The 19530-nt window shown below is 46.6% G+C and carries 18 protein-coding genes and 1 pseudogene; 11 read left to right on the forward strand and 8 right to left on the reverse strand.

Annotated elements, in window-relative coordinates; genetic code table 11:
• Positions 1-2: 2 nt before the first annotated feature.
• The 7 genes from albE to sboA are packed head-to-tail and all read right to left on the reverse strand — an operon-like array spanning position 3 to position 4957.
• Positions 3-1163, reverse strand: a complete 1161-nt coding sequence (gene albE / locus ACQVGT_RS01935) for an antilisterial bacteriocin subtilosin biosynthesis protein AlbE (protein WP_080030755.1) — start codon at positions 1161-1163, stop codon at positions 3-5.
• Complete coding sequence (gene albD, locus ACQVGT_RS01940) at positions 1153-2463, reverse strand: antilisterial bacteriocin subtilosin biosynthesis protein AlbD (protein ID WP_041518103.1); 1311 nt, start codon at positions 2461-2463, stop codon at positions 1153-1155. Before albD ends, albE begins: the two co-directional genes overlap by 11 nt.
• The gene (locus ACQVGT_RS01945) at positions 2456-3175 is read right to left on the reverse strand and encodes an ABC transporter ATP-binding protein (RefSeq protein WP_015384927.1); all 720 of its coding nucleotides are present in this window, start codon (positions 3173-3175) and stop codon (positions 2456-2458) included. Before ACQVGT_RS01945 ends, albD begins: the two co-directional genes overlap by 8 nt.
• Positions 3172-3333, reverse strand: a complete 162-nt coding sequence (albB, locus tag ACQVGT_RS01950) for an antilisterial bacteriocin subtilosin biosynthesis protein AlbB (protein ID WP_003222006.1) — start codon at positions 3331-3333, stop codon at positions 3172-3174. The genes ACQVGT_RS01945 and albB overlap by 4 nt, the downstream gene beginning before the upstream one ends.
• Positions 3334-3345: 12 nt before the next feature.
• Positions 3346-4692 (reverse strand): subtilosin maturase AlbA, encoded by a 1347-nt coding sequence (albA, locus tag ACQVGT_RS01955; protein WP_015483832.1) that lies wholly within the window; start codon positions 4690-4692, stop codon positions 3346-3348.
• A gap of 24 nt (positions 4693-4716) precedes the next feature.
• Positions 4717-4869: a bacteriocin-like protein SboX gene (sboX, locus tag ACQVGT_RS01960; protein WP_010886632.1), complete on the reverse strand. Its 153-nt coding sequence runs from the start codon at positions 4867-4869 to the stop codon at positions 4717-4719.
• Positions 4826-4957, reverse strand: coding sequence for a subtilosin A (gene sboA / locus ACQVGT_RS01965; protein ID WP_003222002.1), 132 nt, complete (start codon positions 4955-4957; stop codon positions 4826-4828). Before sboA ends, sboX begins: the two co-directional genes overlap by 44 nt.
• A 312-nt stretch (positions 4958-5269) precedes the next feature.
• Between sboA and ACQVGT_RS01970 the strand changes: the two genes are divergently transcribed.
• The 4 genes from ACQVGT_RS01970 to fnr all read left to right on the forward strand — a co-directional run bounded on the left by ACQVGT_RS01970 (position 5270) and on the right by fnr (position 9502).
• Positions 5270-5698 (forward strand): YwiB family protein, encoded by a 429-nt coding sequence (locus ACQVGT_RS01970; RefSeq protein ID WP_003243604.1) that lies wholly within the window; start codon positions 5270-5272, stop codon positions 5696-5698.
• Positions 5695-7365, forward strand: coding sequence for an arginine--tRNA ligase (argS, locus tag ACQVGT_RS01975; protein ID WP_015384925.1), 1671 nt, complete (start codon positions 5695-5697; stop codon positions 7363-7365). The genes ACQVGT_RS01970 and argS overlap by 4 nt, the downstream gene beginning before the upstream one ends.
• 134 nt (positions 7366-7499) lie before the next feature.
• Complete coding sequence (gene narK / locus ACQVGT_RS01980; RefSeq protein ID WP_041518101.1) at positions 7500-8687, forward strand: nitrate transporter NarK; 1188 nt, start codon at positions 7500-7502, stop codon at positions 8685-8687.
• Positions 8688-8785: 98 nt separating this feature from the next.
• On the forward strand, positions 8786-9502 hold the full coding sequence (fnr, locus tag ACQVGT_RS01985) for a fumarate/nitrate reduction transcriptional regulator Fnr (protein WP_003227573.1): 717 nt from the start codon (positions 8786-8788) through the stop codon (positions 9500-9502).
• Positions 9503-9534: 32 nt separating this feature from the next.
• Here fnr and ACQVGT_RS01990 read toward each other — a convergent pair whose 3' ends face one another.
• Positions 9535-10254 (reverse strand): YwiC-like family protein, encoded by a 720-nt coding sequence (locus ACQVGT_RS01990; RefSeq protein ID WP_015483830.1) that lies wholly within the window; start codon positions 10252-10254, stop codon positions 9535-9537.
• Positions 10255-10397: 143 nt separating this feature from the next.
• Here ACQVGT_RS01990 and arfM point away from each other — a divergent pair, with 143 nt between their 5' ends.
• The 7 genes and pseudogenes from arfM (at position 10398) to cls (ending at position 19507) form a co-directional block, all read left to right on the forward strand.
• A complete protein-coding gene (gene arfM / locus ACQVGT_RS01995) occupies positions 10398-10874 on the forward strand; it encodes a Crp/Fnr family transcriptional regulator ArfM (RefSeq protein ID WP_003243032.1) in 477 nt (158 codons plus the stop codon).
• A gap of 216 nt (positions 10875-11090) precedes the next feature.
• Positions 11091-14777, forward strand: a complete 3687-nt coding sequence (locus ACQVGT_RS02000; RefSeq protein ID WP_015384920.1) for a nitrate reductase subunit alpha — start codon at positions 11091-11093, stop codon at positions 14775-14777.
• The gene (gene narH / locus ACQVGT_RS02005) at positions 14767-16230 is read left to right on the forward strand and encodes a nitrate reductase subunit beta (protein ID WP_015483829.1); all 1464 of its coding nucleotides are present in this window, start codon (positions 14767-14769) and stop codon (positions 16228-16230) included. Before ACQVGT_RS02000 ends, narH begins: the two co-directional genes overlap by 11 nt.
• Positions 16231-16255: 25 nt before the next feature.
• The gene (gene narJ, locus ACQVGT_RS02010; protein ID WP_015384918.1) at positions 16256-16810 is read left to right on the forward strand and encodes a nitrate reductase molybdenum cofactor assembly chaperone; all 555 of its coding nucleotides are present in this window, start codon (positions 16256-16258) and stop codon (positions 16808-16810) included.
• Positions 16807-17478: a respiratory nitrate reductase subunit gamma gene (narI, locus tag ACQVGT_RS02015; RefSeq protein WP_015384917.1), complete on the forward strand. Its 672-nt coding sequence runs from the start codon at positions 16807-16809 to the stop codon at positions 17476-17478. The genes narJ and narI overlap by 4 nt, the downstream gene beginning before the upstream one ends.
• 191 nt (positions 17479-17669) lie before the next feature.
• Positions 17670-17875 (forward strand): annotated as a pseudogene (locus ACQVGT_RS02020) (YitT family protein); the annotation flags it as partial.
• 129 nt (positions 17876-18004) lie between these two features.
• Positions 18005-19507 carry a cardiolipin synthase gene (gene cls, locus ACQVGT_RS02025; protein ID WP_015384915.1) on the forward strand — a complete coding sequence of 501 codons (1503 nt, stop codon included), beginning with the start codon at positions 18005-18007 and terminating at the stop codon, positions 19505-19507.
• Positions 19508-19530 lie beyond the last annotated feature (23 nt).

The raw sequence follows: 19530 nt of genomic DNA on the forward strand, positions 1-19530 counted from the left end.
CTTCATCCCCTTACTACATGAGCTCCGATATAATTGATGGTCGCTATGAATTGCAATACATCACGGCATGTAACCGCTGAGATGCCATCCAGCAAGGCTTCTTTCGTGCAGGAGAAGCGGCGCAGGATCCCCATATAGGCCAATAGACCTTCGGGAGAATCGAATTGCAGCAGCAATTCATTGCGTAAAAACTGCTTTGCCTGTTCTAGTTCCCTCTCATCTGTATGAAAAGCTGAAACAGCTTCCAAAACGCGCGGGGGAATGTCTTTCTCATGAAGCTGATCTGTACATATTGAAACAAGCAGCAAATTGTTCATGACATCGTAACGGGTGATAACGTGATAGACTGCCAGATCCTTCTCTCTGAAGTGCTTGAATAAAGCGGAATGGCCGTACTTTCCCAGTAATCCGTCTATTAGCTGTATTTTGATATAATCGCTGGCATCTTTCATCTCTCCGCAGTCAAATCCGAGTGTCAAGACGGAAGGACCTGCAGCGCTGCGTGTCTCTGTTTCAAAAACATGCCGGTTTACGGGTATTCTTCCGGACGTTACAGCGGACGTTTGCGGGGCATGTCCCCGAACATCACATGCTTGTGCTTGTCCCAATATGTTCAGCTGTTTTTGCTGGGACCCTAAATCAACGATAAAGTCCGTTGCGTCGAGAAACCGTTTAGGATGAATCGCCTTTATCCTGTCTCTCCGGCCAAACATGCCTGTGCCGTACATCGGGTTTCCGAAGACCTCCTCAGCCAAGCGCGCCGCCGAGTAGGAGAAGGGATCAGTGAATTTCTTTTCGATTCTCAGCAGCAGCTCATTCCTGGCCTTTTCAACTGCTTCGAATGAAAGAGAAGAAGGGAAAGACAAGTCTGCAAAAGTTTTCATCAGGGCGTCAACATGAAGATTCCCGTTATATAATGGGTGAATCAAACGGGTCCCGCAGGTTTTCAGCTGCTGATCAAAAAAGAGATTCGCTGAGTACATGAAACGGCTGCCGGCAGCATAACCAAAAGCGTCAATCATCTGCTCCTTCAGGTATGCAGCGGCGCCGTAAAAATAAATCGTTTCTTCCTCAGGTTCCGCCGCGCTTTCGATTGGTTTCAGAAAGCTCGCGGCGATTGAAATAGTTGAAAATTGATGAGTCTTCAGCAGGTTAACTTCCAAGCCGTTCTCTTTTGCTTGTATCAAAGAAACCACCATCCTGTTTTTGCAGGTAATAGACTATGACCAGACCGGCTATCGGAATGACCGCCAAGGATACAGCGGTGCCGGCTAATGTGGCTAAGAATAGGGGAAGACAAAACAGATAAGACCGATATTTTGAGAAACCGCTCCATAGCTGCTGCTCCGTCTGCCAGCTGAAGGAGGGCCTTTTTTCATCCGCAGTTAACCTGATATACGCTCCCGCCAGCAGCAACTCAATGCACTGCAAAAAAGTGAGAACTGAAATCGGACGGCCGCTGATGAAACCCACAATCATCACGACAAGGAGAAATCCGCCTGCCAATAGGCCTGAATAAAAGCGATATTTCGCCCAAAACATCGTTTTCCGCTTGATCGGAAGCGTGATGAGCAGCATCCGGTCATTTTTTTCAATCGAGTACAAAAGGGCGATCGGCGAGCAGATGAGCAAAAGCGCGGAAATCACGATATAAATCACTTGCTGATTGAAGATGCCGGTATTCATCATCTGGAACGAAAAGAAGCCGCTGAACGCCGCCATTACCGCGTAATTTAACAGCATCGCTTTAGAAGAGATAAATCGGTTCCATTCTCTTTTGTAAAACGAAAATTTAGATCGCCGCATAAATGAATGCATCTTGCTCTGCTGCGGAGGCGCCTGTAGAAAGACAGGAAAGTCAATGATCACCGCCCACAGCATATGCACCGCGCAAAGCGGAAGCGTGGCGGCCGGCATCAAAGCGGCGCTGAGACATACACAGGCGAATATCGCCGCATGCAGCAGAAACATCAAGTTTTTCTTTTTGACGAAATGGTTGCTTAGCACAACTCCGAAAATAATGGAGTAAACGGTAAAAAACGAAAACCTGCCGAGCCAAAACAATGTTTGCGCCCCTAACAGCGTTCCGTTTCCAAATAAGAACAGCGGTAAAATAAAAAAGAATAAAGTTCTTCTCAAACAGGTATCGACAAACAAAACGACACTCTGGGCGAGCCAAAAGCTCCGTGAAGAAATCGGCAGCAGGCAGCTCAGTTTCATATAAGATTCCTTCCATTGAGATGTCACAGAAAGAAACACCATATATGCGTTCATTAAGAGAAGCGCGAGTATGATATACGTTTTGCGCAACACCGATTCATCAATGCCGGCCTGGCGGATCAGCCCGATTTCAAACACGGCGAGAATGACAAGGCCTGCGGCAATGCGGATGGCGTCCTTTTTCCCTTGCCGGCTGTAAAGCTGTTTGAACAGCAAAGACATGATGGGGATTATGTTATTCATGGCCGATCACCTCGAAAAATTCCCGCCGCAGATCGGTCTCCTCTCCAATCGGAATGACCTTTTGGATCTGTTTGTTGTGAAGAATGGCCGCATAATCACAAAATCTTTGCACGACATCGAGCAGATGAGAAGAAAACAAAATGGTCCCGCCTTCTTCACAGTACTCACGCATTTTTTGATAAAAGACCTCTATCGATTCCACATCCAAACCGACGAGCGGCTCATCCAAAATAAACAGGGGAGCGCGCAGCAATAAGCCTGTCATCAATACAACCTTTTGCCTGTTCCCCAAGGACAGCTCTGAAATTCTCCTGTTGATGTATTTCGAAAAATGAAAGGCCTCGGCCAAACTGGCAAACTGCTGCTCTGAAAAATCCTTTTGATAAAGCGAATGGACGAAAGACACATAGTCCTTCGCCGTAATTTCTGTAAATAGCAGCGGGTAATCGGCGGCGAAGTAACGGTGAGTCTTCAGCTGATCTGATGTTTTCTGCGGCATGCCGGCCTCCGCTTCAATTCCGCACAGTGTAAAGCGCCCGCTGAAATTGCGGTTCACGCCTGTCAGCGTATTAATCAGTGTCGTTTTTCCGGCGCCGTTTACCCCAAGCAGCCCGTAAACGGCGCCTTTTTCTAAATGTAAATCCACTTGTTCTAAGATGACGTTGTCCCGTTCATACCAAACGGATACATCGTGTATATCCAAAATGCTCATCGCGAGTCAGCCTTCCGCGCGCGCATCCCGAACAGAATGGCAATGGCAATGAAAATCAGCGTAAACAGATAATCGCTTTTGACAAAATAGACGACTGCGCCGATGACAAAGATAAATGAAAGGATATACAGTAAAATTCTTCTTTGTGCTGGTGACAAATCGTTTCCCTCCTAAATAAGCTGGACCACGTCTTCTAATTGTTCATTTTTCGCCCAAGAGCAAATGTTTTTTCGGTGATATTTGTTAGAGTTCAGCCCTTTTAAGTAACAGCCTCCGCAATAGCCGCTGAACGGGCATTTGTCTTTCATGCAATGTTCGCTGAACCGCGGCGCTTGCGCTTGCCACAGTTTATGGACGAGAGGGGAGTTAAAGATGCTTTCATAGGAATCTTGAAAAATATTTCCCAATGAAAATTCCTTTGGAAAGAGGGCGCAAGGACGTACTTCGCCGAACGGGCTGATCACAATGGACTTCCAGCCAGCGCCGCAATTTGCCGCGCGTTTTCTCTCATAGGGAATAATCGGAATCAGGTCTTTAAACTCATCAATCACATTTTGCTCGTATTCCATAAACTTGCGGTGCTGCTCGGCGTCTTTCGTTGGATGGACAATATCCCTGCCTCTTCCGAAATCGTCAACCCAATTGTAAGAAAACGCCTTCGCCCCGAGATCCCGAACCTTTTGGGCCATATCGTGGATTTCCCACATGTTTTTTTCGAAGACAGACATGGCGACTCTGACAAATATACCGTGGTCACTCAACAATTTTATCGTTTTACAAGTTTGGGCAAAAGAGCCTTTTCTCCCTCTAAAGGAGTCATGGACCTCGGAATTGACACTATCAAGAGAAATGCCGACGATGATTTTTTGCTTGTAAGTCTTCAAAAGCTCCAGGCTCTCTTTTCGCATGAGTGTTCCGTTTGTTAAGACAGCGACTTTTTTGAACTTTTTACACACATAGTCAAGAATCTCATTGGCATTTGGATGGACAAAAATTTCCCCGCCCGTGATTTCGCATGTCAATACACCGTTATCAAACAGCATATCAGCCGTTTTTTTGAATTGCTCAATCGACACGGTGCCGAGCGCTTCAGGTGAGCTTTCCAAATAACAGTGGGCGCATTTCAAATTACAGCGGTGCGTCAGTTCAAAGGTGGCGTGCAGGGGCATCGGAAATTCATTGCTTCCGCTCGTGGTGATTGTATGGCGGCTTGCCCGGTTTCCAAGCTGAATAACCTGCTTGTTCTGGAGCATGTTGAGCATGTCGTAATACCAATCTTTATGGTCTTCCGGTGATTCATCATACACTGCACATTGCTCAGCTAAAATCTGCTCAGCTGTTTTTTGGCCATCCATGCGCATGCAGAGCTCGTAAGCCGTTTTGTTGAGATCCAAATACTCAAAGTCAGAAATGGAGACATTATCGCGCAAGTAGTCGATTTCTAACACGCCGCCCTCAGGAAGCTGGTGAACTCTTACACTTTCATTAATAAATGGAAACATCTGCTCTATAAACAAAATACCATCCCCTATACATATGATTCAAATGAAAAACGGTTGTGTATGTATATCCAAGAGGTAGATTTTAGTTAAAAATTGTAATTTACTTAAAAAGGGCATAGTAGAATGACTATGCCCTTTTGGGAGATCCTTACCCCCATAGACCGAATAGACCTGTTGCACCGGCAATTTCAAAATCAGGGATAGGACCGTCCACTAGACAAGCGGCTCCGATCGAGCATGTTGCACAACCTTTGTTTTCTACAATGACAGCTTTTTTCATAATTGAATCCTCCCTTTTTTTGTTTTTCTAGCAGATCTATGTTGTACTTTTATCTTAAAACTATCAAATTACTAATTCAATACATATAATTTGAAAAAAATGTGAAAAGGAAATGATAGATTTCGGAAAAATGTAACATTTCCTAAAGGTAATTAGTGATATGATTTTCTCTTCTATATAAGGAAATGCTTTTTATGAGGTTTATCTTCAAATCTGATGAGCAATGATGGTAAGATAGAAGCAGTTGAAGTTTACAAACCGAATGATTATACTATTCAAGTCAAAGTGGAATGATGAAAAGGACGTGTCAGAATGAAGCAAGAGACACCGATAACACTCCATGTGAAGTCTGTGATCGAGGATGACGGAAACCAAGAAGTCATCGAATTCCGCACCACCGGATTTTACTATGTAAAACAAAATAAAGTGTATCTATCTTATTATGAAGAACACGACTTAGGCAAAGTCAAAACGATTGTGAAAGTAAGCGAAGGCGAAGTCCTGGTCATGAGGTCAGGCGCTGTCAAAATGAATCAGCGTTTCGTAACGGGAGCCTCCACAATTGCTAAATATAAAATGTCATTTGGTGAGCTTGAGCTGAAAACAAGCACAAAATCGATTCAATCTGATCTCGATGAAGAAAAAGGCCGTATCAGCATCGCATATGACATGCATGTCGGAGACGAGCAGGAGCATTTACATAATATGACGATCACGTATGAGGGAGGAACTCACGCATGAACATTGCGGAACAAATGAAGGACGTGCTGAAAGAAGAAATCAAAGCGTCCGTTCTGAAAGCGGGACTGGCTGAAGAAAGCCAGATTCCTAATGTTGTTTTAGAAACACCGAAAGATAAAACACACGGCGACTACTCAACGAATATGGCGATGCAGCTGGCAAGAGTGGCAAAAAAAGCGCCGCGTCAAATCGCTGAAGAGATTGTCGCTCATTTTGATAAAGGAAAGGCTTCGATTGAAAAACTGGATATCGCCGGCCCGGGTTTTATCAATTTCTATATGAACAATCAATATTTAACAAAGCTGATTCCGTCTGTACTGGAAGCGGGGGAAGCATACGGGGAAACGAACATCGGAAACGGTGAACGAGTTCAGGTAGAATTCGTATCAGCGAATCCGACGGGAGACCTTCACCTCGGGCATGCGCGCGGGGCGGCTGTCGGCGATTCCTTGTGCAACGTGCTTTCAAAAGCGGGTTACGATGTAAGCCGCGAATACTACATTAACGATGCGGGAAACCAAATCAACAATCTGGCGCTTTCTGTTGAAGTCCGTTACTTTGAAGCACTCGGATTGGAAAAACCGATGCCGGAGGATGGCTACCGCGGCGAGGATATCATTGCGATCGGAAAGCGTCTCGCTGAGGAATACGGTGATCGTTTCGTTAACGAAGAGGAAAGTGAACGCCTCGCGTTTTTCCGTGAATACGGCCTGAAATACGAGCTGGAAAAGCTTCGCAAGGACTTGGAAAACTTCCGTGTGCCGTTTGATGTGTGGTATTCAGAAACTTCACTGTACCAAAATGGAAAAATCGACAAGGCGCTTGAAGCGCTCCGCGAAAAAGGCCATGTCTATGAAGAAGACGGCGCGACTTGGTTCCGTTCCACGACGTTCGGCGATGATAAAGACCGCGTATTGATCAAGAAGGACGGCACGTACACGTACCTGCTTCCTGATATCGCGTATCATAAGGACAAGCTTGACCGCGGCTTTGATAAGCTGATCAACGTTTGGGGCGCCGATCACCACGGCTACATCCCGCGTATGAAAGCGGCAATTGAAGCGCTGGGCTATGAAAAAGGAACGCTTGAAGTAGAAATCATTCAGCTCGTTCACCTTTACAAAAACGGCGAGAAAATGAAAATGAGCAAACGGACGGGTAAAGCGGTAACGATGCGCGACCTGATTGAAGAAGTCGGCTTGGATGCCGTGCGTTACTTCTTCGCGATGCGAAGTGCGGACACCCATATGGATTTTGACTTAGATCTTGCTGTATCAACATCTAACGAAAACCCTGTGTATTATGCACAATACGCGCATGCCCGTATTTGCAGCATGCTTCGCCAAGGGGAAGAGCAGGGACTTAAACCGGCGGCAGATCTTGATTTCAGCCATATTCAATCAGAAAAAGAATACGATCTGCTGAAAACGATCGGCGGCTTCCCAGAGGCAGTGGCGGAAGCAGCGGAAAAACGAATTCCGCACCGTGTCACAAACTATATTTATGATCTGGCTTCTGCTCTGCACAGCTTCTACAACGCAGAGAAAGTCATCGACCCTGAAAATGAAGAGAAAAGCCGCGCGCGCCTGGCTTTAATGAAGGCAACGCAAATTACGCTGAACAATGCGCTTCAGCTGATCGGCGTATCGGCTCCGGAAAAAATGTAATCACGATCAAAAGGACAAAGTCTTCGGGCTTTGTCCTTTTTTATGAGAAAAACGTGTGATGTAATTCACAATCCTGGTTGCCGGGTTTTTGTATGATAAGACTGATTATTGAATCATTGAAAGGGGCAAGCCAAATGATCAACCGTCAACACATTCAATTATCGTTACAGTCATTAAGCTTGGTGGCAGGGTTTATGGTTTGGGTGCTGATTTCATCACTCATTTCCCAAATCACATTAGATATTCATTTAAGCAAGGGTGAGATTTCTTTGGTGACGGCGATTCCTGTGATCCTCGGGTCGCTTCTCCGCATTCCTTTAGGGTATTTAACGAACAGGTTTGGCGCGCGGCTGATGTTTATGATCAGCTTCATCCTGCTTTTATTTCCTGTATTTTGGATCAGTATCGCGGATTCTCTGTTTGATTTAATCGCGGGCGGCTTTTTCTTAGGGATCGGGGGAGCGGTGTTTTCCATTGGAGTGACCTCCCTCCCGAAATATTATCCGAAAGAAAAGCACGGTGTCGTCAATGGGATTTACGGTGCAGGAAATATCGGGACAGCCGTTACGACATTTGCAGCGCCGGTTATCGCTCAAGCCGTCGGGTGGAAATCAACCGTGCAGCTGTATCTGGTTTTGCTGGCTGTCTTTGCCTTACTGCACGTTTTGTTTGGCGACAGGCATGAGAAGAAGGTCAAAGTTTCTGTTAAGACTCAAATCAAAGCCGTTTACCGAAATCATGTGCTATGGTTTCTGAGCCTGTTTTATTTTATTACGTTTGGCGCTTTTGTCGCCTTCACTATCTATCTGCCGAACTTTCTGGTGGAGCATTTTGGGCTGAATCCTGCAGATGCCGGCTTGCGGACGGCTGGCTTTATTGCGGTTTCTACGCTGCTCAGGCCTGCGGGCGGATTCCTGGCTGATAAAATGAGCCCGCTCCGCATCTTGATGTTTGTTTTTGCCGGGCTTACATTATCAGGCATTATCCTATCGTTCTCGCCGACAATTGGCCTTTATACGTTTGGATCATTAACCGTGGCTGTCTGCTCAGGCATAGGAAACGGGACTGTTTTTAAACTGGTGCCTTTCTATTTTTCGAAGCAAGCGGGGATTGCCAATGGGATTGTGTCTGCCATGGGCGGATTAGGCGGCTTTTTTCCTCCGCTCATATTGGCGAGTGTATTTCAGGCAACAGGCCAGTACGCGATCGGGTTTATGGCGCTTTCAGAGGTGGCATTAGCCAGCTTTGTCCTTGTCATATGGATGTATTGGCAGGAAAGAATGAAAACACACACGGAGAGAAACAGCCAGAGCATCAACTAACACTGGGGCATTCACAAGATTGTTAGTTTTTTCTCGATGGGTACAAATCAATTCACGTTACAATAAACACACAACGTGACTTTCTTCGAGGTGAGCTCATGAATTTTCTCTCTGTTCGACCATCTGATAGTGATCTTATATCCAGCGATCTGCATGAATTGCTGGAATCGATCAGCACGAAAAGAAAAATGGAAAAACACACGTATTTGTTTCGAGAAGGAATGGATGCAGAAGAGCTTTATCTGATTCAATCAGGACTTATTGAAATCGGCAAGCTGACATCTGACGGAAAAGACCTGACGCTTAGAATCTGCCAAAAGCATGATATCGTCGGAGAATTAACACTTTTCACTGAAGAACCGAGGTATATGCTCAGTGCAAAAGTGCTAGAGGATGGCGAGGTGCTCGTCATTAATAAAAATAAGCTGGAAAAAGAATTAATCCAAAACGGCGCTTTGACATTTGAGTTCATGAAATGGATGAGCACGCACCTCCGGAAGATTCAGTCCAAAATCAGGGATCTGCTTCTTCATGGCAAAAAGGGGGCGCTCTATTCCACCCTTATCCGTTTATCAAACAGCTACGGAGTGGAGCGAAGCGACGGCATTCTGATTAACATTGTCCTGACAAATCAGGATTTGGCAAAGTTTTGCGCGGCTGCACGGGAAAGCGTCAATCGTATGCTCGGAGATCTCCGTAAAAAAGGGGTTATTTCGATAGACGAATCCGGAAAAATTATTTTGCACAAGCGGGACTATTTACGATGTGAGATTGAGTGTGAAAATTGCCCGCTGGAGATTTGCAATATTGACTGAAAAAAACAAGGACAGCGGTGTCCTTGTTTTTTTCACCTTGTGATAAACAGGCACATGACGGCAAGAAAGAAGCAGGCATTCACGATTTCCAGAATGCCAATCGTTTTTACGGGCCAATCCCTTCCATGAAAAAACCATGCCCGCAAGCTGCTCGGGATAAAAGCGAGAAACGCCCATCCTGCTCCGAAAAGAGCGGATAAAAAGGGGAGCAGCAGGTGATATCCCCATGACCAGTATGCAAATGCCCTGTTTTTTCTTTCACGAATCACCGATTTCACATAAAAGGAACTCCCGATAAAAAATAAAGCAGACTGCAAGAAAATAAACCAAGCCCAGCCGTCGAGGGTTCCCATCCCCAGCCAGCAGCTCGCAAACCCGCCCGAACAAAAGAACAAGACACCTGCAACATCATTCAATAGGGCCCGTTCGTTTTTTCGGCGGGCAAAATACATATGTATGAAAAACAGCGGCAGTAAAGAAACGCCCACCCAGATGAGAGGCGGCTTATGAAAGACCGAGATCATCAAAAAGCAGCAGGCGGGAAAACCGTAATAACACATCCACTTTTGATATGGTTTGCTTTGTTTCTTTTTTAAGGCAAGCGTAACGGGATAAACCGCTAAGTATAGGAAAAGCCAACCAAGGAAGAGCGGAATATGCCAAATAACGGGGCCTCCCTTGACCATGCCGAGTAAAAATGGAAGCAGCAGCATCGCCCACGCGCCGTGCTGCTTCGGAATCAGCGCCTTCATCGAAATCCTCCTTTTTTCTTTCATTATAAATGCAGTCACCCTCCTGATAAGTGACATTCATCATACAGGCTGTGAAATACATCACTGCTGTACAGGCTCGATCGAGCTACACTAAAGCTATCCTTAGCACAGGAGGTTTTCCTATGAATCAGTGTGACTATTTATTATTTCTGAAACAACTTCCTATGTTTAATGAAGTGCCTCTATCCATTGTCGAAACCTTGCTGAAAAACGGCACGTTTATCCGCGGCTCATGTGATCAGTCTCCATCTTTTCTTCATTCTCAATCTGTTTATATTGTATTAAAAGGCAGTGTCCGTTTCATGGACACGAGGCTCCCTGAAGGATCGAAAACCGTTGCGCTGTGGGAAAAAGGCGATGTGTTTCCGATTGATGAAAAAGGCGGGCTTTATTTATCGCCCTTTATCTCAGTCAATGCCACTTCAGACATTCTGATTCTCAACATCCCATATTACATATTTAAGAAAATGATGTCTTATCATCCGCAGCTGCAAATGAACTTTTTGGCTATGCTTCAGCAAAATGTTTTTTGTTCCTATCAATTATTTTTGCGGTATCTGCATACATCACAGGATGAAAACGCTGAGCCCGGTTCTTAAATAGAGCCGGTTTTTTTGATCTTTGAATGAAAGGCGGCTAATGACCCAAGTGTCCTCCTGAACGCAGCCTTCCTCACATCCTGTGAAAATCCTTCCTTCTCCTTTGTGTGAACGTTTTGTGAAAAAAGCAGAGTGTGTGACATAGTTCACAAGGAAACACGCTGTCCCTGTTTATAGTGAACTTAGCATCACCTGACTCGGAAGGAGTGAACTCTCATGAAGAAAAAGAAAATGAGTCCGTTGTTTAGGAGATTGAATTATTTCTCTCCTATCGAACACCATTCAAATAAACATAGCCAAACCACCCGCGAAGATCGCGATTGGGAGAATGTATACAGAAACAGATGGCAGTACGACAAAGTCGTTCGCTCCACCCACGGCGTCAACTGCACGGGTTCCTGCAGCTGGAATATTTATGTGAAAAATGGAATTGTCACGTGGGAAGGACAAAACTTGAATTATCCTTCAACAGGCCCGGATATGCCTGATTTCGAACCGAGAGGCTGTCCGCGGGGGGCCAGTTTTTCATGGTATATCTACAGCCCGCTCCGTGTGAAATATCCATACGTGCGCGGTGTGCTGATCAATTTGTGGCGGGAAGCACTGCAAGAACATCAAAATCCATTGGAAGCCTGGAAATCGATCGTCGAAAACCCTGAAAAAGCGAAGTCCTATAAACAGGCGAGAGGGAAAGGCGGTTTTGTGCGCGCTGAATGGCCGGAGGTGCTGAAGCTGATTTCAGCCTCTCTGCTGTATACAGTGATGAAATACGGGCCTGACCGAAACGTCGGTTTTTCTCCGATTCCGGCCATGTCCATGATCAGCCATGCATCAGGCTCTCGGTTTATGTCGTTAATCGGAGGCCCTATGCTCAGTTTTTATGACTGGTATGCGGATCTTCCTCCGGCATCCCCGCAAATTTGGGGTGACCAGACGGACGTTCCGGAAAGCAGTGATTGGTACAATTCCGGCTATATCATCACATGGGGCTCCAACGTTCCGTTAACGAGAACGCCTGACGCGCATTTTTTGGCGGAGGCCCGCTATAAAGGCGCTAAGGTCATTTCGATCAGTCCGGATTTTGCGGAATCCTCAAAGTTCGCGGATGACTGGCTGAGTATTCGCCAAGGGACTGACGGGGCGCTTGCGATGGCGATGGGTCATGTCATTCTGCAGGAATTTTACGTGAACCAAGAAACTGAACGTTTTATTGAGTACGCGAAGCAATACACTGATTTTCCATTTCTCGTCACCCTGTCAAAAGAAAATGGCGTATACACAGCGGGACGGTTTCTGCATGCGAAGGACATCGGGCGGCAGACAAAGCATGATCAGTGGAAGCCTGCGGTTTGGGATGAACAAACAAGTTCATTTGCCATACCCCAAGGGACAATGGGATCGCGCTGGGACGGGCAGCAGAAATGGAACCTGCACATGATTGATGAAGAAACCGGGGAACCGATTGAACCCCGTCTCTCTGTGCTGGGAATAGAGGACGAAATCGGCACGGTGCGCATCCCGTATTTTTCAAATGACGGAAACAAAGTGCTCGAGCGGGATCTTCCTATTAAAAAAATGAACCTGAACGGCGAAGAAACGTACATCACGACCGTGTTTGACTTGATACTGGCTAACTACGGCGTGAACCGGGGCATCGGTAAACGATCGGCTGTCTCCTATGATGATCCTGAGCCGTTTACGCCTGCTTGGCAGGAACAAATGACAGGAATCAAAAAAGAAGCTGTCGTTAAGATTGCCAGAGAGTTTGCCCAAAATGCGATCGATACAGACGGCCGGTCCATGATTATCGTAGGGGCCGGCATTAACCACTGGTTCAACTCCGACACGATCTACCGAGCGGTGTTAAATCTTGTTTTACTTGTAGGCGCCCAAGGCGTAAACGGCGGAGGCTGGGCCCATTACGTGGGGCAGGAAAAGCTCCGACCTGCTGAAGGGTGGCAGACGATTGCAACTGCAAAGGACTGGGAGGGCGTGCCCAAGCTGCAAAACGGCACCTCATTTTTCTACTTTGCGACAGATCAGTGGCGTTATGAGGACCAGCCGATCAGTGATTTGGCATCACCGATTGCTGCGTCATCCCGCTACAAGCACCACGCTGATTACAATGTGCTGGCCGCGCGGCTGGGATGGCTTCCGTCTTACCCGACTTTCAATCAAAATGGCATCGATCTGTATAAAGAAGCTGAAAAAGCAGGGGCAGCAACACCCGAAGACGTAGGTGCGTACGTGGCCTCACAGCTCCAAGAGAAAAAACTGAAATTCGCGATTGAAGATCCTGATAATGAAGTGAATTTCCCAAGAAATCTCTTCGTATGGCGGGCAAATCTGATCTCAAGCTCAGGAAAAGGGCATGAATATTTTCTCAAGCATTTGCTGGGGACGACGAACGGTTTAATGAATGACGATAGCGACAGCATCCGCCCTGAAGAAATCAAATGGCGGGAGCAGGCGCCGGAAGGAAAGCTCGACTTGTTAATCAATCTTGACTTCCGAATGGCCGGTACGGCGCTGTATTCCGATATCGTGCTGCCGGCGGCGACATGGTATGAAAAACACGATCTCAGCAGCACAGATATGCATCCGTTCATTCATCCATTTGCTCCTGCGATCTCGGCTCCGTGGGAATCGAAGTCAGACTGGGATATTTTCAAGGCGCTGTCAAAAGCCGTTTCCGATCTGGCAGAAGAAGTCGATATGGAGCCGGTGAAAGAAGTGGTTGCGACGCCGCTCCTCCATGACACCATGCAGGAATTGGCCCAGCCATTCGGCAAAATCAATGACTGGAGCAAAGGCGAATGTGAAGCCATTCCGGGAAAAACGATGCCGAACATCCAAGTCGTTGAACGGGATTACAAACACATTTTTCATAAAATGACTGCACTTGGTCCGAACGTTGCTTTAAAGCCGAGCGGAACAAAAGGGATGAGCTGGTCAATAGCCGATGAATATGAATCACTCAAACAGAGATTGGGAGAAATCACCTCGGACAGTGTCGCAAAGGGTTGTCCAAATATAAGTGAAGCAAAGCAGGCAGCAGAAGCGATTTTAACCCTATCATCCACTTCGAATGGAAAGGTCGCAGTAAAAGCATGGGAATCACTTGAAAACATCACGAACCTGAAGCTGAAAGACCTGGCGGAAGAACGCGAGGAAGAATGCTTTACGTTCGAACAAATTACAGCCCAGCCGAAAACGGTGATCACGTCTCCAGCGTTTTCCGGATCTGAAAAAGGAGGGCGCAGGTATTCGCCGTTTACAACGAATGTTGAAAAATTAATTCCGTGGCGGACGCTGACAGGCAGACAATCCTATTATGTCGATCATGAACTGATGATGGAATTCGGTGAAACGATGGCGACATTCAAACCGATCCTCCAGCATCGCCCGTTTCTGAGCAAGCGGCCTGATCAAGAGGGAAAAGAAATCGTCCTCAATTATTTGACGCCGCATAATAAATGGTCTGTCCACAGCATGTATTTTGATTCTCTGCCGATGCTGACGCTGTTCCGCGGCGGGCCGACCGTGTGGATGAATAAAGATGATGCAGAGGACACGGATATCAAAGACAACGATTGGATTGAATGCTTTAACCGAAACGGTGTTGTCGTCGCGAGAGCCGTTTTGTCTCATCGGATTCCTAAAGGAATGGCGTTTATGCACCATGCCCAAGACCGCCACATCAACGTGCCCGGCACAAAGCTGACGAATAACCGCGGAGGCACCCATAACAGCCCGACAAGGATACACGTCAAGCCGACACAGATGATCGGGGGCTACGCCCAGCTCAGCTACGGCTTTAATTATTACGGTCCAACGGGGAATCAGCGCGACCTGAACGTCGTCATCCGCAAGCTGAAGGAGGTCGATTGGCTTGAAGATTAAAGCGCAAATCGGTATGGTCATGAACTTGGATAAATGCATCGGCTGCCACACGTGCAGCGTCACCTGCAAAAACACGTGGACAAACCGTTCCGGTGCGGAATATATGTACTTCAATAATGTAGAAACAAAGCCGGGCATCGGCTACCCGAAGCAATGGGAGGACCAGGACAAATATAAAGGCGGCTGGACATTGAAAAAAGGAAAGCTCGAGCTGAAATCGGGCTCGAAAACCAACCGGCTTGCAGGCCTTTTCTATAATCCGAATCAGCCGTCGATTGATGATTACTATGAGCCCTGGAACTATGATTATGAAACATTAACGAACAGCCCGCAGAAAAAACACCAGCCAGTAGCACGCCCGAAATCGTCCTTGACGGGGGATTTCATGAATATCGAATGGGGACCGAACTGGGAGGATGATCTCGCGGGCGGCCACATAACGGGACTTGAAGATCCCAACGTACAAAAGATGGAGGAATCGATCAAAACAGAATTCGATGAGGTCTTTATGATGTATTTGCCCCGTATTTGCGAGCACTGCATCAACCCGGCGTGCGTCTCATCCTGTCCATCCGGCGCCATGTACAAACGCGAGGAGGACGGCATTGTGCTTGTGGATCAGAACGCATGCCGTTCATGGAGATATTGCGTCTCATCCTGTCCTTATAAAAAAGTCTATTTTAACTGGCAAACAAACAAAGCGGAAAAATGCACACTCTGCTTTCCGCGTTTGGAGGCGGGACTGCCGACCATCTGCTCTGAGACGTGTGTTGGCAGAATCCGCTACCTCGGCGTCATGCTGTATGACGCGGACAAAGTGGAGGAAGCGGCATCTGTTGAAAATGAAAAGGATCTTTACCATTCCCAATTGGACGTTTTTCTTGATCCAAATGATCCTGAGGTTGCCAAACTGGCAAAAGAACAAGGCATTCCGGCTGAATGGATAGAGGCTGCGCAGCAATCGCCGATCTATAAAATGATCATTGACTGGAAGATTGCGCTGCCGCTTCATCCTGAGTACCGCACGCTGCCAATGGTGTGGTACATTCCGCCGCTCAGTCCGATTATGAATCTCTTTGAAGGAAAAGGCAGCCGGCAATCCGCAGAAGATATTTTTCCGGCTATCGACCAAATGAGAATCCCGTTAGATTATTTGGCGCAGCTGTTAACAGCCGGTGATACGGATCATATTCGGTCAACGTTAAAGAAAATGTCTGTCATGCGCCAGTATATGAGAGCGATCCAGACGAATAAATCAATCGACCCGGAACTGATCTCCAGTGTCGGCTTAACAGAACAGCAAATTGAAGATATGTATCGGCTGCTTGCGATTGCCAAATATGATGACCGCTTTGTGATACCGAGCAGTCATCGAGAAGAAGTTTCAGATTTATATGCTGAACAAGGGAGCTGCGGCTTATCATTTTCAGGCGGCCCCGGCTCCTGTTTCTAACTTTTGATAAATGAGGTGTAACAAGATGAACACCACAGACCGGCAAATGACGTTCTCCGCTCTTTCCTCTCTTCTCTCTTATCCGGATGAAGAGTGGAGAGCTGAGATTCCCGATTGGAAGGCTCTTATCCATGAAATCAGCAACCGGCAAATCCGGGAGAAGCTGCTGCACTTTTTCGAGGCGTCAGCTAGCTTTTCACCGGAAGCGCTGATTGAACACTATGTCTATACATTCGACTTTGGGAAAAAAACAAATATGTATGTCACCTACTTTAACTCGGGCGAGCAAAGGGAACGCGGCGTTGAATTGCTGCATTTAAAAAACACATACGAGCAATCCGGTTTCCTGCCGACAGAGAAAGAGCTGCCTGATTATCTGCCGCTGATGCTAGAATTTGCTGCGGCTGCAGAAATTGAAGCAGCGAGAAGCGTGTTTGAGAAATATCTGTCCAATGTGAGGGAGCTGGCATCCCGTCTCGAAAAAAATGACAGTATATACGCTGAACTGCTGCACGTGCTGCTGGCCGCGCTTGAAAACATCGGCGTACGTGAAAGCGTTGAAGGGGCTGTTCAGGCATGAGCGGGCAGATCCTCTGGGGCGTGATGCCATACATTGTATTGACAATCTTTATCGGCGGCCATATTTACCGCTACCAGCATGACCAATTTGGCTGGACGGCGAAATCAAGCGAGATGTTAGAAAAGAAAAAACTTGCGGCGGGCAGCACACTTTTTCACTGGGGACTGCTGTGCGTTGTCGGCGGGCATGTCATGGGGATTCTGATCCCGGAAGGCGTGTATGCTTCCCTTGGCATTTCAGAGCATATGTATCACAAAATGGCGATTGGCGCTGGCTTGCCGGCGGGCATTGCGGCATGTACCGGACTTGTCATCCTGACGTACAGAAGGCTGTTTGACAAAAGGATCCGCAAAACGAGCTCGCCATCCGATATCCTTACGCTCCTCCTGCTGCTGTTCATGATGCTGTCAGGCGTTGCGGCCACGTTTCTCAACATTGATTCGAAAGGATTTGATTACCGGACCACAGTCGGGCCCTGGTTCAGGGAAATCGCTTTGTTCCGGCCTGACCCCTCGTTGATGGAGAGTGTCCCGCTATGGTTTAAGTTTCATATTGTGATAGGATACGTCGTTTTTATCCTGTGGCCGTTTACGAGATTGGTTCATGTGTTCAGTCTGCCGCTCAAGTATCTGACCCGCAGCTACGTTGTATATCGAAAACGCTCGTGAAAATCCCCCTTGCAAGAGGGGGATTTTTTTATCTTGATGAAAACATAAGATATCTTCTGCCAAGGTAATGGCTGGGCGGCCGGGAATCCTGTTGTGTTTGTATTTGGAAATAACATCAAGAATGAAACGGATTTTACTCATTTTAAACCGGGGAACAGCCAGATTATGACTCAGCCTGACTAACTTGTTTCATTCCTTTCTTTCTGATCAATATCCCGTTTTATATATTTTCTCTCATCAGAATGGGTATCAAATTCACTCTATCCACCGTATTTGCAGTCACAGCGCCGCCTCTTTTTCGGCGCTTGCCGGAGTGCTGAGCGGGTTCGGCCTGCCGCTCATGTTGTCACTCGGCGTTGCCAATAGTCTTGCTTTATTTCTGCAGAAACGATGCGGATGAATTCCGTGACAGTTAGTTTTCTCTAAACTTCTCCTCCTTGGCGGAGAGGTTTTTTACTTACAAGGTTTATCGATTAGAAAAAAGAGGTAATACAGAGGTAATTGAATCAGATTGGAGAGAATCAGGATGCTGAAAAGGAGACTGGAATTTTTCTTTTTATATATGATGCTCATCGGGGCATATGTCATTTGGTTTTTTCCGGTTTCCAGGCTTGAGTTTTACGGAGGATTGCTTTGCTATATAAGCATTATTTTGTTCAGCATCTATTCATTAATTCTTGAAAACCGCACCTCGCAGCACACGCTGCTATGGATCCATATTCTTGTCTTTTTTCCAATCGTCGGCTACGTGTTTTATCTGTTTTCGGGACAGCTTTATGTAAAGGGAAAGCTATTTAAGACAAAACGAATGTACAACAGGGAAAAGCTCAGGAAGCTGTTTGACAAGGAGGAAACGCCCGAAGTGACAGGGCTTAAGGACAACCAAGAGAGGTTCTTTACATATTCCATCAGGGCTGCCCATATGAATATCAATACGAAAAGCAACATCAAAGTGCTGAAAAACGGCGAAGAAACCTTCCCGGACATTTTCAAAGCAATGAGAAAAGCGGAATCTTACATACATATTGAATACTACATGTTTAAATCAGACATGCTCGGACGCGGCATGATGGACATTATGATGGAGAAAGCGCGCCAGGGTGTCGAGGTGAGGTTTTTATACGATGCGGCAGGAAGCATTAAGCTGGCAAGAAGAGATATTATGAGAATGAAACAAGCGGGGGTGGACATCGTACCGTTTTCTCCGCTGAAATACGGGTTTTTCAACCAGAAGCTGAATTTCAGAAATCACCGGAAAATCGTGATCATCGATGGGAAAACCGGTTTTGTGGGTGGATTAAATGTCGGGAAGGAATATATCAGCAGAGATCCGTACATCGGATTTTGGAGAGATACACACCTGAGGCTTGAGGGGGAAATTGTGCAAACGCTCCACGCTATCTTTATGCTGGATTGGGAATACGTCTCCAATGAAGTGCTAATTGATCAAGAGGAGTACAATACCCCGGTTCCCGTGGAAGGAGGAGGCATTTATCAAATTGTCGCGACAGGCCCTGACATGAAGGAAAGCATGAGCGACCTTTATTATGAAATGATTTCTTCAGCGCAGAAATCAATATGGATCGCCACGCCCTATTTTGTCCCCAATGAATCCATTCGCACGGCGCTAAAAGCAGCGGCGACAAAGGGGGTAGAGGTAAGGGTTATGGTGCCGGAGAAGAACGACAGCTTTTTGACCCAATACGCGTCGAGGTCCTATTTCCCGGAGCTGCTTCTTGAGGGCATTGAAGTGTACTCCTACCAAAAAGGCTTCATGCATCAAAAAGTCATGATCATTGATGGTGATCTCGCCTCCGTCGGCACCGCGAATATGGACATGCGCAGCTTTCAGCTCAACTTTGAAGTGAATGTGTTCTTCACGGATGCCGAAGCGATCCGAACCCTTGAGACCCATTTTGAAGAGGATATGCAGGAAAGTGAAAAGCTCAGCCCTGTCGGCTTTTATAAAAGAGGCGTGGCTGACCGGACAAAAGAGTCATTTGCCCGCCTGTTTTCAGGTGTTCTGTAAGAAAAAAGAAATCTGATCTTTCA

It is taken from the genome of Bacillus sp. SCT118 (assembly GCF_058566435.1).

Excerpts from the sequence above, each read along its gene's own strand:
- arfM (WP_003243032.1), top strand. The coding sequence starts at position 10,398 with ATGAATCAGTGTGACTATTTATTATTTCTGAAACAACTTCCTATGTTT.
- narI (WP_015384917.1), top strand. The coding sequence starts at position 16,807 with ATGAGCGGGCAGATCCTCTGGGGCGTGATGCCATACATTGTATTGACA.
- argS (WP_015384925.1), top strand. The coding sequence starts at position 5,695 with ATGAACATTGCGGAACAAATGAAGGACGTGCTGAAAGAAGAAATCAAA.
- narK (WP_041518101.1), top strand. The coding sequence starts at position 7,500 with ATGATCAACCGTCAACACATTCAATTATCGTTACAGTCATTAAGCTTG.
- fnr (WP_003227573.1), top strand. The coding sequence starts at position 8,786 with ATGAATTTTCTCTCTGTTCGACCATCTGATAGTGATCTTATATCCAGC.
- ACQVGT_RS01945 (WP_015384927.1), bottom strand. The coding sequence starts at position 3,175 with ATGAGCATTTTGGATATACACGATGTATCCGTTTGGTATGAACGGGAC.
- cls (WP_015384915.1), top strand. The coding sequence starts at position 18,005 with ATGCTGAAAAGGAGACTGGAATTTTTCTTTTTATATATGATGCTCATC.
- ACQVGT_RS01970 (WP_003243604.1), top strand. The coding sequence starts at position 5,270 with ATGAAGCAAGAGACACCGATAACACTCCATGTGAAGTCTGTGATCGAG.
- ACQVGT_RS02000 (WP_015384920.1), top strand. The coding sequence starts at position 11,091 with ATGAAGAAAAAGAAAATGAGTCCGTTGTTTAGGAGATTGAATTATTTC.
- ACQVGT_RS01990 (WP_015483830.1), bottom strand. The coding sequence starts at position 10,254 with ATGAAGGCGCTGATTCCGAAGCAGCACGGCGCGTGGGCGATGCTGCTG.
- sboA (WP_003222002.1), bottom strand. The coding sequence starts at position 4,957 with ATGAAAAAAGCTGTCATTGTAGAAAACAAAGGTTGTGCAACATGCTCG.
- narJ (WP_015384918.1), top strand. The coding sequence starts at position 16,256 with ATGAACACCACAGACCGGCAAATGACGTTCTCCGCTCTTTCCTCTCTT.
- albD (WP_041518103.1), bottom strand. The coding sequence starts at position 2,463 with ATGAATAACATAATCCCCATCATGTCTTTGCTGTTCAAACAGCTTTAC.